Annotated in this window: 14 protein-coding genes and 1 pseudogene; 4 read left to right on the top strand and 11 right to left on the bottom strand. The window is 50.5% G+C overall.

The window, feature by feature from the left end; genetic code table 11:
- Window positions 1–84: 84 nt before the first annotated feature.
- The 6 genes from ACLJQJ_RS05055 to ACLJQJ_RS05030 are packed head-to-tail and all read right to left on the bottom strand — an operon-like array spanning window position 85 to window position 6,424.
- On the bottom strand, window positions 85–1,068 hold the full coding sequence (locus ACLJQJ_RS05055; RefSeq protein ID WP_000782142.1) for an aldo/keto reductase: 984 nt from the start codon (window positions 1,066–1,068) through the stop codon (window positions 85–87).
- A 9-nt stretch (window positions 1,069–1,077) separates the two neighbouring features.
- A complete protein-coding gene (locus ACLJQJ_RS05050) occupies window positions 1,078–2,025 on the bottom strand; it encodes a sugar kinase (protein WP_000343332.1) in 948 nt (315 codons plus the stop codon).
- 4 nt (window positions 2,026–2,029) lie between these two features.
- Window positions 2,030–2,866: a ketose-bisphosphate aldolase gene (locus ACLJQJ_RS05045; RefSeq protein ID WP_000878867.1), complete on the bottom strand. Its 837-nt coding sequence runs from the start codon at window positions 2,864–2,866 to the stop codon at window positions 2,030–2,032.
- Between the two features lie 21 nt (window positions 2,867–2,887).
- Window positions 2,888–3,931, bottom strand: coding sequence for an NAD(P)-dependent alcohol dehydrogenase (locus ACLJQJ_RS05040; RefSeq protein ID WP_001624385.1), 1,044 nt, complete (start codon window positions 3,929–3,931; stop codon window positions 2,888–2,890).
- Between the two features lie 10 nt (window positions 3,932–3,941).
- On the bottom strand, window positions 3,942–5,321 hold the full coding sequence (locus ACLJQJ_RS05035; protein WP_000435326.1) for an MFS transporter: 1,380 nt from the start codon (window positions 5,319–5,321) through the stop codon (window positions 3,942–3,944).
- A 26-nt stretch (window positions 5,322–5,347) separates the two neighbouring features.
- Entirely contained in the window at window positions 5,348–6,424 is a 1,077-nt protein-coding gene (locus ACLJQJ_RS05030; protein WP_000645183.1) for a zinc-binding dehydrogenase, read from the bottom strand.
- 295 nt (window positions 6,425–6,719) lie between these two features.
- Here ACLJQJ_RS05030 and ACLJQJ_RS05025 point away from each other — a divergent pair.
- Window positions 6,720–7,141: pseudogene (locus tag ACLJQJ_RS05025) on the top strand (glycosyl hydrolase family 18 protein); the annotation flags it as partial.
- A 174-nt stretch (window positions 7,142–7,315) separates the two neighbouring features.
- Here the strand turns inward: ACLJQJ_RS05025 and ACLJQJ_RS05020 are convergent.
- Complete coding sequence (locus ACLJQJ_RS05020; RefSeq protein WP_001046864.1) at window positions 7,316–7,594, bottom strand: YeaC family protein; 279 nt, start codon at window positions 7,592–7,594, stop codon at window positions 7,316–7,318.
- A 41-nt stretch (window positions 7,595–7,635) separates the two neighbouring features.
- On the bottom strand, window positions 7,636–8,049 hold the full coding sequence (gene msrB, locus ACLJQJ_RS05015) for a peptide-methionine (R)-S-oxide reductase MsrB (protein WP_001519539.1): 414 nt from the start codon (window positions 8,047–8,049) through the stop codon (window positions 7,636–7,638).
- 341 nt (window positions 8,050–8,390) lie between these two features.
- On the opposite strand from msrB, the gene gapA reads away from it, so the two are divergent.
- Both gapA and ACLJQJ_RS05005 read left to right on the top strand, forming a co-directional pair.
- Complete coding sequence (gene gapA, locus ACLJQJ_RS05010) at window positions 8,391–9,386, top strand: glyceraldehyde-3-phosphate dehydrogenase (RefSeq protein ID WP_000153505.1); 996 nt, start codon at window positions 8,391–8,393, stop codon at window positions 9,384–9,386.
- Between the two features lie 328 nt (window positions 9,387–9,714).
- Window positions 9,715–10,599: a D-hexose-6-phosphate mutarotase gene (locus ACLJQJ_RS05005; protein WP_000608657.1), complete on the top strand. Its 885-nt coding sequence runs from the start codon at window positions 9,715–9,717 to the stop codon at window positions 10,597–10,599.
- 98 nt (window positions 10,600–10,697) lie between these two features.
- Here the strand turns inward: ACLJQJ_RS05005 and ACLJQJ_RS05000 are convergent, their stop codons facing one another.
- The 3 genes from ACLJQJ_RS05000 to ACLJQJ_RS04990 all read right to left on the bottom strand — a co-directional run bounded on the left by ACLJQJ_RS05000 (window position 10,698) and on the right by ACLJQJ_RS04990 (window position 13,884).
- On the bottom strand, window positions 10,698–11,555 hold the full coding sequence (locus ACLJQJ_RS05000; protein ID WP_000843751.1) for an aldo/keto reductase: 858 nt from the start codon (window positions 11,553–11,555) through the stop codon (window positions 10,698–10,700).
- A gap of 96 nt (window positions 11,556–11,651) precedes the next feature.
- Window positions 11,652–12,848 carry an anaerobic sulfatase maturase gene (locus ACLJQJ_RS04995; protein ID WP_000029247.1) on the bottom strand — a complete coding sequence of 399 codons (1,197 nt, stop codon included), beginning with the start codon at window positions 12,846–12,848 and terminating at the stop codon, window positions 11,652–11,654.
- A gap of 289 nt (window positions 12,849–13,137) precedes the next feature.
- Entirely contained in the window at window positions 13,138–13,884 is a 747-nt protein-coding gene (locus ACLJQJ_RS04990) for a MipA/OmpV family protein (protein WP_000163762.1), read from the bottom strand.
- A 426-nt stretch (window positions 13,885–14,310) separates the two neighbouring features.
- Between ACLJQJ_RS04990 and yeaG the strand changes: the two genes are divergently transcribed.
- Window positions 14,311–16,245, top strand: a complete 1,935-nt coding sequence (yeaG, locus tag ACLJQJ_RS04985; RefSeq protein ID WP_001518010.1) for a protein kinase YeaG — start codon at window positions 14,311–14,313, stop codon at window positions 16,243–16,245.
- The last annotated feature ends 117 nt before the right edge of the window (window positions 16,246–16,362 follow it).

Raw genomic sequence — 16,362 nt, 5'->3', positions numbered from 1 at the left:
ACAGACTATGTTTACTTTCAAAATAAGCCGTTTGAATAACAGATTTTATCTGCATTTCGCCAAAAAAGAGGTGTAATGTATTGCTTATGGATTGTCCAGCGCTTCCGCCATTTGTCTCATCAATAACGCATCGTCATCCGTTAAGGTGATGGACAGCGCAGCGATATTCTCTCGTACCTGCTCCGGCGACGTGGCGCCGCTCAGTATCGAAATCAGTTCGCTTTGTCGCAATATCCACGCCAGCGCCAGCGTCGGGACGGCGCAATGGTATTTGTCGCACAGTGGCTGCCATTGCTCCAGCATATCAATAACCCGCAACATATTCTCACGCTGGAACCAGAGTTTATTCGCGCGCGCCCCGCCGGGAACATAGTCACGGGTAATGGTGCCGGTTAACAATCCCTGCTCCAGTGGCGAATAAACCTGTACCACGATGCCGTGCTCGCGGCATAGCGGCAGCAGCTCCGTTTCCAGCGCCCGGTCAAGAATGCTGTATTTCGCCTGTATGATGTCCAGCTCGCCATGTTTAAGGTATTCGCGGATATGGCTGACATCTACATTCGCCGCCCCGATAGAACGGATTTTCCCCTCTGCTTTCAGCTCATTGAGCACGCCAACGGTTTCCGCAATCGGCGTAAAAAACGGCGGTACCGACTGCCAGTGGGTCATATAGATATCAATATAATCAATCCCTAGTCGCTGGAGACTGGCATCAACTTCTTTACGAATAGAGTCCGGAGAAAGATTTTTATAAAGCTGGCGATCGCCGACTTTATTGAACAGGCTCCCTTCCCGCTCCCAGACGATCCCGCATTTGGTCTCCACCACCATCTCGTTACGCGGTAATTTTTTCAGCGCCTGGCCGACAATCACTTCGCTATTGCCAAAGTTATAGCCCGGCGCCGTATCAATCAGGTTAATACCGCAACGGTGCGCCTCAACGATAGTATCGATGCAAACCTGCATATCGAGGTTGCCATTCCATGCCGGACCGCCGCCGATAGCCCAGGTGCCGAGTCCCATACGGGAAAGCGCTATATCTGTATTACCTAAAGGTATCATTTTCATCTGCCGCTATTACCCTTCGTATTCATTCAGGAGTTGTTCCACTAGCATTCTGTTTTTCACGCCCGTTGTGGCGCCCACGCTGAGTACCGATATCGCGGCCGTCGCATTGGCGAACCGTGCGCATTCACGCAGCGTTTTTCCCTCCAGCAGCGCGGCGATAAATCCCGATGCAAAATTATCGCCGGCGCCAATAGTGTCGATGGCGGTAATGCCTGCCACCGCAGGCACCTCCATTTTTATATCGGCGCTTTTGATAAAGCAGCCTTTCTTGCCAGTTTTAATCACCACCGTTTTTACGCCACATTGCAAAAAACAATCGGCAATATCATCCAGCGTCTCTTTCCCGGTCAGCTTTTTGGCTTCATCAATATTAGGAAACAGATAATCGACAAAACTTAGCGCTTCGCGAATATCGTCCAGAGTTTCATTCAGCCGCGGTTTGATCATGTCAGCGCAGATAACCAGTTGATGCGCTTTCGCCTGCGTAAAAATAGCCGTTAATGCTTTGCCATCCAGCAGCGGGCTGTTAAAGATACTTGCCAGTGATAACAGCCTGACCTGAGAAAAACGGTCAAAATCGACATCGTTAATATTTAGCTTCCACAGACTGCCGTTACGGTTAGTGACAAAGGTGCGCTCACCATCATCAGTCACCAGCCCAACATTAATTGAGGTATCAATATCAGCATCCTGCTTCAGGCTCTGAATATCGATATTCTCCTTCCGACAGTGGTCGAGAATAAAATATCCTGCCGCATCGTCGCCAACGCGACTCATTAGCGCAGTGCGATGCCCGAGACGCGAAATAATCGTGGCTTCATTAATCGCATCTCCCCCTGTGGTCATGGCAATTCGTTCTAATGGATACGAATCGACATCAAAGATATTTTTACTAACCGGTTGCAAAGGAATGTCGACAATGGCCGCCCCTATGCAAAGAACTTCGATTTCGTCCATATCATCATTCCGCTTTACCATCTGAACCAAACAGTTTGATTTTTTCCAGTGCACGGGCTTTTACCGCTTTGCGTACTTCGCGTTCCAGATGCAGGAACGGCTGATCCTGATTCTCTTTTACAGCTACCATCGCGGCCTGACACAGTTCGGTGTGGATATTGATTTTCGAGATGCCCAGCGAAATGGCTTTTTTGATATCCGCGTCGCTAATACCGGAAGCGCCGTGTAACACTAGCGGTACGGAAACTGCCTGGCGCACGCGCTCCACGACCTCAAAATTCAGTTTTGGTTCAGAGGTGTACACGCCATGCTGGTTGCCAATGGCGACCGCCAGCGAGTCACAACCGGTGCGCGCTACAAATTCCGCCGCCTGATCCGGGTCGGTATAGTGATACCCCGCCAACGCCTCTTCATACACCGTTTCGTTCCCTACGTGCCCTAACTCCGCCTCTACCGGAATACCCAGCGGATGAAAGAAATCAACGGCTTCTTTGGTCAGGCGAATATTTTCTTCAAAATCAAAGGATGAAGCGTCACGCATCAGCGAGTTCATGCCGTGCGCCCAGGCATTATGGATAATGTCCATGCTACGTCCATGATCCCAGTGGGTAATTACCGGCACAGAGGCTTTTTTAGCCATGGAAACCATCATATGAGAGAAGTCTTCAAATGAAGTATTGCCCACAAATCCGGTACCAAAGGAGATAATAACCGGCGAATTTGCCTCTTCCGCCGCATCAATCACTCCCATCAACATTTCCGCATTCCACACGTTAAAGTGCGCAATCGCGTAATGTTTATTTTGTGCATCATTTTCCCAATATTTTATATCTGCCAACATCGCTGTTTCTCCCGTTTTTTATTAATCGCAAACTTTAATAACGCCTTTAATAATGTCGCGTTTGTTATTCACCGATTCTTCAAATGCACGTTGCACGTCTTTGTAATCGTAAATATGCGTCACCATTGATTTCACATCGAAACGCCCGGAGGAGATGGCATCAATAGTCACCGGATAGCGGTTGGCATAGCGGAATACCGTCTGGATGGAGACTTCACGGTTAATTTTGAGGAAATTAATCGCTGAATCTCCCGCGACAGTGCCAACAATCATGATCTTCCCGCCGCGCATGACCAGATACGGCGCTTGCTGAGTTGTGACGGCGGAACCGGCGGTTTCAAACACAATATCGGCGCCCATATCGTCGGTGAACTGCTGGCAGCGCGCGACAGTATCTTCTTTCGCCCCATTGATAACGGTTGTCGCGCCCAGTCGTTCAGCCATTGCCAGCCGTTTTTCCAGCACATCCACTACCGCGATATTGGTCGCCCCCAGACACTTACACGCTTGCAGGGTCATTAAACCAATGCAGCCCGCGCCGAGAATGACGATTTTCTTACCCGGTTTAACATCCGCCAGCATTGCCGCGTGCATTCCAACCGCAGCGGGTTCCACCAGCGCACCTTCCATAGTGTCCATATTGTCCGGAAGCTTGTACGTAAAACTTTCCGGATGGCACAGATAGTGAGTTAAGGCCCCGCGATAATTCGGCTGCGTCGCCATAAAATCAACATCCGGACAAATATTGTATTTTCCTTCCAGACAATAGCGGCAGTGGCCGCACGGCACGCCCGGCTCGATATTAACCCGATCGCCTGGCTTAAATTTGCTTACCCGATTGCCGACCGCAATGACCGTTCCGGCACACTCATGCCCCAGGCCAATTTCCTGATTTGGATCCTTCGGCGGAATGAATGGCCCGGATTCAAAACCGTGAACATCTGAACCGCAAATACCGACATATTCCACTTTGATCAGCACTTCGTTATCTTTTGGCACCGGAATATCCGCTGCGATAATTTTCATGGTGCCCGGCGTTTTTAATATCGCTTTTGAATTTTTCATTTTTATTCCTTTATTTACTCGTGACCTTATCAATGCCCAGACTTTCGACCGAAACACCCTTGGTCTCGATTCCGATAGTCGCTATTGCGACGGCGACGATAATCGAGACAGCGCCCAGCAGGACGAAAACGCCCGTCACGCCATAACCGTTGAGTAATACCGCCACCGCATAGGGGGCAGCGATACCGCTGATTCTGCCGACAGCGTTCGCCAGGCCGGAACCGCGAAGTTTCGCTTCTGTTGGCCAGATCTCCGGCACATAGACCGCCGAGGCATAACAGACATACATATAGACAAAGGTAATCAGGAAAAAGCCAATTAAGGTGATGAGCAACATGCTGGTTTGCAGCGAATAAATATATCCCAGCACGGCAATCAGAATTAATAAACCGACACCCATGGTTTTGCGCGGAATTTTATCCATTACCAGCATAGCGATAAATATGCCAAACGGTGCGCCGAACATACTCATGGTATTTAAAACGATCGAATCTTTGAGGTTGATGCCCTGTGTCATAAAGATGGTGGGCAGCCAGTTAATTAACGTGTATTGCACAACGTTCATGGCAATCAGCACGCAGGAACCCAAAATAACGCGTTTCAGTAATACGCCAGTGAGCAACGCTGAATACGGTACGGAACGCGGCGGCTTGCCGCTGCTTTCAATAACAACCGGCGGCAGCGGTTTTCCTGTCTGACGTTCGATGCCTGCTTCAATGGCCTGCATAACCTTTTCGGCTTCCTGATAACGCCCGCGCGATTCCAGCCAGCGGGGAGATTCAGGGAAGTATCGCCAGGCAAGCGCGGTAGCAATCAGCGACAGCACAGCCGGGATCAGTAACTGCACGCGCCAGTTCCATTCCGCGCTAATTAGCGGCGTCAGCCCCATTGCAATCAGGGAACACAATGGATATGACCAGTTGCCAATAAACGAAACACGACTCGACCAGGTGCCGCGATTTCTGCCGGGCATGTACTCAGTAAATCCGGCGAACAGCGTGACCAGTAGTGCCCCTAATCCCACGCCCATCACAAAACGACAGGCAATCAGGAACATCATATTCGGTGAAAATGCGCCCACGACCATCGAGGCAATGTGAATCGCTTCATAAAGAATAAAGGCGTTCCTGCGTCCGGTTTTATCGCCGATAATGCCGCCCACCAGCGCGCCGAGAAACATCCCCGCCGTGGTAATGGCGGAGAAGGTGGCTGTCGTGGAATTATCGGTCCAGCCTAACTCCTTGAGCTGGGCAAGAATTAATCCGCCGACGGCATTACTCCAGCAAACAAGCAGACCAAAGGCGACGACGGCAAACATTGATGAATGCCAGCGGCAATCCGGCAGGCGATCCAGCCGGGCGCCGCAGTGCGGTTTTGTTATCTGTTCCATGCGATAACGTTCCTTTAGCAGAAGGGTTATTCATCAAAGTCGTAGGTCATGATCACTTTAATGGCTGTCTTATCGACCATTGCGTCAAAGCCTTCGCGCCACTGAGAAAGACCGATACGATGGGTGATCATTGGTTTTACTTTGATAGCGCCGCTGGCAAGCAGGCGAATCGCATTGCGCCAGGATGTGGAGTCATAGGCCATATGCCCAATGATGCTTTTGTTCCAGGAAGTAATGTCGTTAATGGAGAAATCGAGCGGCTTAAATCCCATACCGACGCGAACCACTTCACCATTTGGCCGCAGCATGTCGATGGCCTGTTTAAGCGCAATGTTGGCACCGGAGCATTCGATCACCAGACCGAGGTTGTCTTTGCCGCAAATCTCCTGGCAGCGTGCGACGACATCTTCCGTGGAGCCGTTAACAAACGCCGTCGCGCCGAGTTCTTTGGCCACAGGGAAACGGACAGGAACATCCTCATCCAGGCCAACCACCACGATATTTACCGCCCCCATAATGCGGGCCATTTGGACCGAAAACAGACCTAACGGACCGGTGCCGATGACTACCACGTCCTGGCCGGGTAAAAATTTGGATTGCTGGGCGATAGATTTATAGGCGTTGCAGATAGGGTCCAGTACTGCGGCTTCCTCGTAATCCACGCCTTCCGGGATCTCCCACAGGGCATGGCGATGGATTTTCAGGATTTCTCCCGGAACCAGGCAGTATTTGGAAAATCCACCGCCCCAGGTGTTGTTATCCAGACCCAGATTCACTTTTTCTGTACAACACAGAAAATCACCTTGTTCACAGGCAGGGCAAACGCCGCAAACGTGTCCGCTGTTGTCAGAAACCACGCGCTGGCCGACTTTCCAGTCTTTCACTTTTTCGCCCACCCGCGCGATACGTCCGGCGAATTCATGACCGCGAACGGAGTTAAATTCGTCGGACCCGCTGTCAACGTTATAGTGCTTCATATCCGCGCCGCAGATCGCCGCCGCTTTGATTTCGATAATCACGTCTTCCGGACCGCATACCGGCTCCGGGACATCAATCATTTTGTAGCCGCCAAAGGCCTTGCCAAATCTCGCCAGTGCTTTCATTGCATCTTCCTTTGTGTTTGGTGTGCATCAATGCTCATCATACTTAACCATAAAATCTTTAAGGTCAACGATAAATCTTTAAAACACAGATAATGATCTGTATTTACCAACCAAGATCACAAACTCAACGAAACAAACGGCGATAAAACCAAAAAGATGGAAGCCGTATCGCGAAAGACGGCGTGAACGCCTGCGCAGGTTTCCATGGATGAAGACGCTAATCTGCTGCGGTTATTTTTTCGTCACTCCATTCTGTGGCGTGTTTCTGTTTTAGATGTCGAAGAGGATCGTTAAAGAAGCCCGCGCGGTGTTTATTAAACCGGCGCAGAAGATTGTCGACAAATATGGTCTCGATGGGATCGATCTTGACTGGGAATATTCGTTTAACGTCGCATTTAAAAGCGCTTCGTCAGCTAATAGGCCCCAAAAACGGGTCACCCTCGCCGTCGGCGCGAATGCGGAAAGTCCGAAAAGCTGGCTGGACGTGAAAGCTATAGCCCCGTAGCTCGACTTTATCAATTTGATGACTTACGACATGGCCTACGGCACGCAGTATTTCAACGCCAATCCGTATGACTCAAACGCCTGGCCTGCTGCTGTCAGTGAAGTCTGCCGGGGGAAAGCGCTGTTTGCCCTCCCTTATGAAAATCCGCGCTCGGTGGCGATCAACGCGGACCAGATTAAAAAGCGCGGGCTGGCTGGCGCAAGTTCTGGGAATAGGCCGCCGATGACAATAATCAGTTAGCGACACAGTTGGCGGACTCGCTGGACATTAAGCGTTATTCGTAAAAATATGGCGGGCCTGTGCCTGGCAGCAATGAGCAGGCCCGGTAAGCACAACGCATTGGCAATGAAACCGCCGGATGGCGGCTACCTCTTATCCGGCTGCCGTTACTGCATTTTCAATGTCGCAATCGGCTTTGACGTAATACCGAAATCCGCTTTGAGCTGCTGCTTGCTTTTCATCACCATCTGACCGTGAGTATCGATCGTCATATGTTGCGCTTCGGTATTGTGCCGCGCCTGCCATAGCATCACCAGTTGCAGGCTGTTTTCTTTCTGTTCCGGCGTCAACGCCACGCCATCCGGCCACTTACCCAGCTCAACGGCGGTGGATAAACGTTGATACACTTCCGGCGTCATGCTGTTAATGATCTCATCAAGATTCATGATGTGTCCGCTCCTGTGGAATAATTTGCTGAATCGTTTTTTCAGCCTTTCAATTGATCGCCGTTTTTCTCGTCAGAAAAGGCCAGCGAGGCCGAGTTAACGCAATAGCGCTCACCGGTTGGCTGCGGCCCGTCCGGGAAAACGTGTCCGAGATGCGCATCGCAGTTACCGCAACGAATTTCGACACGCTGCATGCCATGAGAAAAATCGTCTATGTAACGAATCGCCTCTTCGCTGACAGGCTGGTAAAAGCTAGGCCAGCCGCAGCCTGAATCGTATTTGGTGTGGGAGTGAAAAAGCGGCGTATCACAGACCAGGCAGTGATAAACCCCATCGCGTTTATTATGTAGCAGGCGTCCGGTAAATGGCGGTTCTGTGCCACGATCCTGCGTCACGTAGAATTGCATTTCGGACAATTTTTTCTTGAGTTCTTCTGCTGAAGGTTGGTTAGCCATTTGCTCACATCTCACTTTAAACGTGCTCACATTGCCTGACCGATTCTAACAAAACATTAACACCTCAGTACCAACTTTTGTTCTAAACTTGATCATTGCGAAATGGCGGCTCACGAATCGTGACTGATGTCACATTATTATCTCGGTTGCCCTTTAAAATTCGGGGCGGCGCCCCCATGTGGTTTCAAGCCGAAAGGAAGAGTGAGGCGAATCAGCCGCGCAAAGGTTGTGCAGAGGATTGATTTGTCGCAATGATTGACACGATTCCGCTTGACGCTGCGTAAGGTTTTTGTAATTTTACAGGCAACCTTTTATTCACTAACAAATAGCTGGTGGAATATATGACTATCAAAGTAGGTATCAACGGTTTTGGCCGTATCGGTCGCATTGTTTTCCGTGCTGCTCAGAAACGTTCTGACATCGAGATCGTTGCAATCAACGACCTGTTAGACGCAGAGTACATGGCATACATGCTGAAATATGACTCCACTCACGGCCGTTTCGACGGTACTGTTGAAGTGAAAGACGGTCATCTGATCGTTAACGGTAAAAAAATCCGTGTTACCGCTGAACGCGATCCGGCTAACCTGAAATGGGACGAAGTTGGTGTTGACGTAGTGGCTGAAGCTACCGGTATCTTCCTGACTGACGAAACCGCGCGTAAACACATCACCGCTGGCGCGAAAAAAGTGGTTCTGACGGGTCCGTCTAAAGACAACACCCCAATGTTTGTTAAAGGCGCTAACTTTGACAAATACGAAGGCCAGGACATCGTTTCCAACGCTTCCTGCACCACCAACTGCCTGGCGCCGCTGGCTAAAGTTATCAACGACAACTTCGGCATCATCGAAGGTCTGATGACTACTGTTCACGCGACTACCGCAACCCAGAAAACCGTTGACGGCCCGTCTCACAAAGACTGGCGCGGCGGCCGCGGCGCATCTCAGAACATCATCCCGTCCTCTACTGGCGCTGCTAAAGCGGTAGGTAAAGTACTGCCTGAACTGAATGGCAAACTGACCGGTATGGCGTTCCGTGTTCCTACTCCGAACGTATCCGTTGTTGACCTGACCGTTCGTCTGGAAAAAGCGGCTACCTACGAGCAGATCAAAGCTGCTGTTAAAGCTGCTGCCGAAGGCGAAATGAAAGGCGTTCTGGGTTACACCGAAGACGACGTTGTATCTACCGATTTCAACGGCGAAGTATGCACTTCCGTGTTCGATGCTAAAGCAGGCATCGCGCTGAACGACAACTTCGTGAAACTGGTCTCCTGGTACGATAACGAAACCGGTTACTCCAACAAAGTACTGGACCTGATTGCTCACATCTCCAAATAAGTTGAGATGACACAGTCATTGGTAAGAGCGACTCAGGTCGCTCTTTTTTTTGCTTAAAGATATACCCGTCATACTTCAAGTTGCAGGTGTGTTGGCTATGCTTTCTCACCCGAATCACTGACGGAAGTCGAACTTATCGGGATGAATCAGGGATGTCCCTGGCCGGAGATGACCTACGGTTGTTCAAGTTCGTTCCCGATGAATTTGTCGTTCACTTGCCGCGTTACTCGGCCTGCGGCCTCGTCTCTACGGGCCAGCGCAAGCACTGGTCAAGGCACAAGCGCCTTGTCATGCAACTCGAATTATTTAGGGTTAAGAGGATTGCGTAATGATTAATAAAATTTTTGCCCTCCCGGTTATCGAACAGCTTACCCCTGTCCTTTCCCGTCGTCAGCTTGATGACCTGGATCTGATCGTCGTTGACCATCCGCAGGTTAAAGCCTCTTTTGCATTACAGGGCGCGCACCTTCTCTCCTGGAAACCCGTTGGCGAGGAAGAGGTATTGTGGCTCAGTAATAATACGCCTTTCAAAACCGGCGTGGCGCTACGCGGCGGCGTACCGATCTGCTGGCCCTGGTTTGGACCTGCGGCTCAACAGGGTCTGCCGTCACACGGCTTTGCGCGTAATCTACCGTGGGCGCTAAAAGCGCATAATGAAGATGATAATGGCGTAATGCTGACATTTGAGCTGCAAAGCAGTGAGGCCACCCGGAAATACTGGCCGCACGATTTCACGCTGCTGGCACGTTTTAAAGTGGGCAAAACCTGTGAAATTGAACTGGAAGCGCATGGCGAGTTTGCAACCACATCCGCGCTCCACAGCTATTTTAACGTTGGCGACATCGCCAACGTTAAGGTCAGCGGACTCGGCGATCGGTTTATTGATAAAGTTAACGACGCTAAAGAAGATGTCCTGGCCGACGGTATACAAACCTTTCCGGACCGTACCGATCGCGTTTACCTCAATCCTGAAGCATGTAGCGTGATCCACGATGCGACATTAAACCGCACGATTGATGTAGTTCACCACCATCACCTTAACGTCGTAGGCTGGAACCCTGGCCCGGCGTTGTCCGTCAGCATGGGCGACATGCCGGATGACGGCTATAAAACGTTTGTCTGCGTTGAAACGGTTTACGCTACTGCGCCGCAACAAGCCACAGAAGAAAAACCCTCTCGTCTGGCGCAGACTATCTGCGTCGCTAAACGCTAAAAGTGAATGGATAACGGCGTTGCTATAGACTCTGGAAGGCGTCAGCCGCCATCAGGCATGACTTGCCGGATGGCGGCGCTTACACATTTTATCCGGCGTCACACCATATCCAACGCGGTTTTCCCTTTTGGCGCAGGCCAGGCGTTGTCCAGTAAGGCAAGTTCGTTTGCTGACAAGGCGATCTCAAGCGCCGCCGCATTTTGCTTCACGTGTTCTGTACTTCCGGCTTTCGGGATCGCCATCACGCCCGGATGCGCAATCACCCACGTCAGTAAGATTTGCGCCGCCGTTGCGTTATGCGCTTGCGCAATTTCATTCACCACCGGATGATTCAGTAAACCGCTACGTAACCGGCCAGCCTGAGCCAGCGGGCTATAGGCCATCACTGGCATTCGCTGTTGTTGACACCACGGCAATAAATCATACTCAATACCGCGTGACGCCAGATGATAGAGCACCTGATTTGTCGCGCATTGCTGTCCCCCGGGGATGCGCCACAGCGCCTGCATATCGTCATAATCAAGATTAGAGACTCCCCAACGGCGAATTTTTCCCTGCGCGATTAGCCGCTCCATACCTTCAACGGTCTCTTCGAATGAAAAGCTTCCGGCCCAGTGCAATAGATAGAGATCGAGGTAATCTGTTTTCAGACGACGCAGGCTTTCCTCACAGGCGGCAACTATCTTCTGGCCGCCAGCGTTCCACGGGTACACTTTTGACACCAGAAATGCCTCATCGCGTCGCCCTGCTAACGCCTCGCCCACGACCTTTTCCGCCCCGCCGTCGGCATACATTTCCGCCGTATCAATAAGGCGTAACCCCAAATCCAGCCCCGCGCGCAGCGCCGAAACCTCGCGCTGACGTTGATCCGCGCGCTCGCCCATATACCATGTTCCCTGTCCGATGGCAGGAAGCGTCACCTGCCCGCAAAACGTTACGTTTTTCACTGATTTCATTTCCTTTTCAATGTCACTCGACGGTAAAACAATACAGGACTCTTAGACCCTACGGTAATGTCCGGCATCATACCGCGCAAGGGGGCGATTTTCTTGTCACTGACGAACGTCATCCGCAATCATGTCGACGATGCGGGTAATATGCGCGGCGGGTCGCTGATTCAGTAATAATTGACGCATCACATTCATATAGGGCGTCACATGTTGAAAGAACTCCAGATATCCTTTACAGAGATAATTTTGCCGTTCGCCGCCGTCCATACAAATTCGATGTTTCGGACAACCGCCGTGACAGGCAAAGCGCCACGTACAGTTCTGGCAGCGTGAGGAAAGGTTTGCTTTAGCCGCGCCAAACTGCTGCTGAAAAGGAGAGGCCGCCATTTCTTCTAAAGAGTGTTGCTGCAGATTGCCCAGTTTATAGGCGGGAAAAACAAAATGGTCACAGCTAAACACGTCGCCATTCTGCTCCACCAGCAAACTTTGCCCGCAGGTCGACTGCATCGTACAAAGCGTGGCGGGCTCCCCCATCCAGACGCCAAGTAAGTTGTCAAAAAGCTGTACGAATATGCGTCCGACATCGTGACGTATCCATTGATCAAAAACATCGCACATAAAGGCGCCCCACCCTTCAGGCGTGACGGAAAAGGGCATCAACGAAGGCGAATCTTCATTGTCAGATAACGTCAAAGAACGCTGCGCTTTTTGCGCGAGCGGCTCAACAATGGGAATAAATTGCAGGTGTTTACTTTCCAGTTCCTGCGTCAAAAAATGATAAATAGCGTTGCCATGACGGCATGACGCATCATTCACGACAGTGAGCGTGTTGAACTCGACATCATTTGCCTGCAGAAGGCGGATAGCATTAACGACTCGGGAAAAAGACGCCCGCCCTGACGGTGTTTTCCGGTAATTATCATGAACGACTTGCGGCCCATCAATCGATATACCAATCAGGAACTGATGCTGCGCAAAGAATGCCGCCCACTCTTCATTGATTAATACGCCATTGGTTTGCAGACTGTTGTAGATAGTTTTGCCGTTGGCATAGCGTTGCTGCAAGCGCACCACTTTTTGGTAAAAAGAAAGACCGCATAGCGTCGGCTCTCCCCCCTGCCAGCAAAACGAGACCTCTGAGGATGGCGTATCATCAATTACCCGACGGATATACGTCTCCAGCACATCGTCAGACATGACGCGCTGGCCCCGGGGTTTATCAAGATAGAAACAGTACTTGCAGGATAAGTTACACAGACTGCCGCTGGGCTTGGCTACGGTATTGAATACTATGCTCATTCGTCTTACTCGCTGTGAAGAATGGGTATAGCATAAGCGGGACGTGACAGGGCGATATCAGCCAGCATTGCAACAATTATTACGCTAATTGTTAGCGCAGTTGTAATCACCTGGATTTTTCATATAAAAGGCTAGTTTTTTAAATTGATGTAACAAAGTATAAATCACGTAAGGCTGCGCCATCCCCGGTCAACAGCGCATTTATGCAAGCCGCCATGTTCGCGTTTCAGTTAGCACAAAGCCTGCATAACGCAGGCTTTGTCATGGTTTTTCCGGCAAATTCAATCAATCAGAATCTATAGGTCACGCCAGTAGAAAGGATACCGGTCCAGGATTTATCCACCATCGGGCTGTCGGTAATTTCATCCGACAGGCGGGTATAGCGCGCAGTACCATATACGCTCCAGTTACCGGCGAAATTATAGTTAGCGCTAAGTTCAAGATACGGGTTCCAGCTATCGTTCGGGTTATAGCCGCGCAGGCCGCTACGCGAAGATTCTTTACGTGATACGCCGTAATAGTAATCGTTCTGGTTCTCGCTATTCCATTCAACCCCGATACCTGGCGTTAAGGTCAGCCCGCCATTGGTATACCGATACAGCCAGGCCAGATCCCAGACAATACCGTTACTGTTATCCAACGTATCCCCTGCCAGTGAGGTACGCAGGAATCCATACTGGGTGTGATGCGCGTAAGAAACGCCCGCCATCATAGTACTTTTACGCCTGTCCAGACGACGCAACTGATGGTCATCGCTGTCGCCCGGTTTGAAGTACATCGGGGACCAGTATGCCATGATTGACAACTTATCGGCATTGTCATTCCACAAGTAGTACCCGCCGCCCAGACCACGGAACCAGAAGTTTTCGCTTTCATAAGCGATGACCGGTATCGGATAAACGTCGCTATCGTAATCTTTATAAGGGTGTTCAACCACACCAACGCCTGCGCCCAACGTCAGGTTGCTTTCAGCGTGCGCGACGCTGGCGGATGTTGCAATAAACACGCCAAGAGCCAGAAGTTTAAGTTTGGTCACAATCCATAATTCCTTATTCAAATGTTCTGCGGCAAAAGTGTAACCGCCAATACCTGTAAGCCCAACTATTTTACACAATGTAACCGTTTAATATCACCACAACCGATTATTTTCAGATGATCGGCTGATGATCGTTATGTGACCGGGAACGCTTTTTCTGATATCCACCAGCCTTTTCTACCTGATGAGTTATTGATATGTCATCGAAATCCACTGACGCGTACAGGCAAGTTTTGCAAATGCCATCTACGCTTAATGTTAAGAAGGTGTATCACCGGACACGTTGATCTTCTGACCAATAAAATGGCATGAGAGTTGCTTTTTTTTCCTTAGCAGAGACGGCGTTCAGTCTACCTCTTCCGGGAGCCTCTACTATTCATATGAACGGCTCTTAACATGTGCGAAAAAACGAAAGGATGGCATATCATGAATATATTCGATCACTATCGCCAGCGTTACGAAGCTGCCAAGGACGAAGAGTTCACACTGCAGGATTTTCTTACCATTTGTCGGCAAGATCGCAGTGCTTATGCCAACGCGGCAGAGCGGCTATTAATGGCTATCGGCGAGCCTAATATGGTCGACACTGCCCAGGAACCCCGACTTTCCCGACTCTTCTCCAACCGGGTTATTGCTCGCTATCCTGCGTTTGAAGAGTTTTACGGCATGGAAGACGCGATTGAACAGATTGTCTCTTATCTGAAACATGCGGCGCAAGGGCTGGAAGAGAAGAAGCAAATTCTCTATTTGCTGGGACCTGTGGGGGGTGGCAAATCATCGCTCGCTGAACGGCTGAAATCGCTAATGCAGCGCGTGCCAATTTATGTTTTAAGCGCCAACGGCGAGCGTAGTCCGGTCAACGATCATCCATTATGCCTGTTTAATCCGCAGGAAGACGCGCAGATTCTGGAAAAAGAGTACGGTATTCCGCGCCGCTATCTAGGTACGATTATGTCCCCGTGGGCGGCCAAACGCCTGCATGAGTTTGGCGGCGATATTACTAAATTCCGCGTGGTGAAAGTCTGGCCCTCCATTCTGGAGCAGATTGCCATCGCCAAAACGGAACCCGGCGATGAAAACAACCAGGATATTTCGGCGCTGGTCGGCAAGGTGGATATTCGTAAACTCGAACACCACGCCCAGAACGATCCGGATGCGTATGGTTACTCTGGCGCGCTGTGCCGCGCTAACCAGGGGATCATGGAGTTCGTCGAGATGTTTAAAGCGCCTATTAAGGTGCTGCACCCCTTGCTGACCGCAACTCAGGAAGGTAACTACAATGGTACGGAAGGTATTTCCGCCCTGCCCTTTAATGGCATCATACTTGCCCACTCAAACGAATCTGAATGGGTGACTTTCCGTAACAATAAAAATAACGAAGCGTTCCTCGACCGTGTCTATATTGTGAAGGTGCCTTATTGCCTGCGAATCTCCGAAGAGATCAAAATCTACGAGAAACTACTTAATCATAGCGAGCTGGCTCATGCGCCCTGCGCGCCGGGCACATTGGAAACGCTTTCGCGCTTCTCGATTCTTTCCCGCCTGAAAGAGCCGGAAAATTCCAGTATTTACTCGAAAATGCGCGTTTATGACGGTGAAAGCCTGAAAGATACCGACCCCAAAGCTAAATCGTACCAGGAGTATCGCGACTATGCGGGTGTGGACGAAGGGATGAACGGTCTCTCCACCCGATTCGCCTTTAAGATCCTCTCCCGCGTATTCAACTTCGACCATGCGGAAGTGGCGGCAAACCCGGTACATCTGTTCTACGTTCTGGAACAACAAATCGAGCGCGAGCAGTTCCCGCAGGAGCAAGCTGAGCGTTATCTGGAGTTCCTGAAAGGCTACCTGATCCCGAAATACGCCGAATTTATCGGCAAGGAGATCCAGACGGCCTATCTCGAATCTTATTCTGAGTACGGGCAGAACATTTTTGATCGTTACGTGACTTATGCGGATTTCTGGATTCAGGATCAGGAGTATCGCGACCCAGATACCGGTCAACTGTTCGATCGCGAGTCGCTGAACGCCGAACTGGAAAAAATTGAAAAACCAGCGGGTATCAGTAACCCGAAAGATTTCCGTAATGAGATAGTAAACTTTGTCCTGCGCGCCAGAGCCAACAATAGCGGCCGTAATCCAAACTGGACCAGTTACGAGAAGCTGCGCACGGTGATTGAGAAAAAAATGTTCTCTAATACTGAAGAGCTGTTGCCGGTCATTTCTTTTAACGCCAAAACGTCGACTGACGAGCAGAAAAAGCATGACGACTTTGTCGATCGGATGATGGAAAAAGGGTATACCCGTAAGCAGGTTCGTTTGCTGTGCGAGTGGTACCTGCGCGTGCGTAAATCGTCGTGATGTTAATGCCCGGTGGCGCTTGCGCTTACCGGGCCTACAAAGTAATGTTCTGTAGACTGGCTAAGCGTTAGCGCTATCCGGCACTAACAGAACAGGCGCTCAGTTGGCAGTACGGGG

It is taken from the genome of Salmonella sp. SAL04202 (assembly GCF_046550775.1).
Taxonomy (GTDB): Bacteria; Pseudomonadota; Gammaproteobacteria; order Enterobacterales; family Enterobacteriaceae; genus Salmonella; species Salmonella enterica.
Note: the sequence above shows the minus strand (reverse complement) of the source record. Positions and strands in the feature narration are given on the sequence as shown.

Excerpts from the sequence above, each read along its gene's own strand:
- ACLJQJ_RS05055 (WP_000782142.1), bottom strand. The coding sequence starts at position 1,068 with ATGAAAATGATACCTTTAGGTAATACAGATATAGCGCTTTCCCGTATG.
- ACLJQJ_RS05000 (WP_000843751.1), bottom strand. The coding sequence starts at position 11,555 with ATGAAATCAGTGAAAAACGTAACGTTTTGCGGGCAGGTGACGCTTCCT.
- ACLJQJ_RS04995 (WP_000029247.1), bottom strand. The coding sequence starts at position 12,848 with ATGAGCATAGTATTCAATACCGTAGCCAAGCCCAGCGGCAGTCTGTGT.
- ACLJQJ_RS05005 (WP_000608657.1), top strand. The coding sequence starts at position 9,715 with ATGATTAATAAAATTTTTGCCCTCCCGGTTATCGAACAGCTTACCCCT.
- yeaG (WP_001518010.1), top strand. The coding sequence starts at position 14,311 with ATGAATATATTCGATCACTATCGCCAGCGTTACGAAGCTGCCAAGGAC.
- ACLJQJ_RS05040 (WP_001624385.1), bottom strand. The coding sequence starts at position 3,931 with ATGAAAAATTCAAAAGCGATATTAAAAACGCCGGGCACCATGAAAATT.
- ACLJQJ_RS05020 (WP_001046864.1), bottom strand. The coding sequence starts at position 7,594 with ATGAATCTTGATGAGATCATTAACAGCATGACGCCGGAAGTGTATCAA.
- ACLJQJ_RS05045 (WP_000878867.1), bottom strand. The coding sequence starts at position 2,866 with ATGTTGGCAGATATAAAATATTGGGAAAATGATGCACAAAATAAACAT.
- ACLJQJ_RS05035 (WP_000435326.1), bottom strand. The coding sequence starts at position 5,321 with ATGGAACAGATAACAAAACCGCACTGCGGCGCCCGGCTGGATCGCCTG.
- gapA (WP_000153505.1), top strand. The coding sequence starts at position 8,391 with ATGACTATCAAAGTAGGTATCAACGGTTTTGGCCGTATCGGTCGCATT.
- ACLJQJ_RS05050 (WP_000343332.1), bottom strand. The coding sequence starts at position 2,025 with ATGGACGAAATCGAAGTTCTTTGCATAGGGGCGGCCATTGTCGACATT.
- ACLJQJ_RS05030 (WP_000645183.1), bottom strand. The coding sequence starts at position 6,424 with ATGAAAGCACTGGCGAGATTTGGCAAGGCCTTTGGCGGCTACAAAATG.
- msrB (WP_001519539.1), bottom strand. The coding sequence starts at position 8,049 with ATGGCTAACCAACCTTCAGCAGAAGAACTCAAGAAAAAATTGTCCGAA.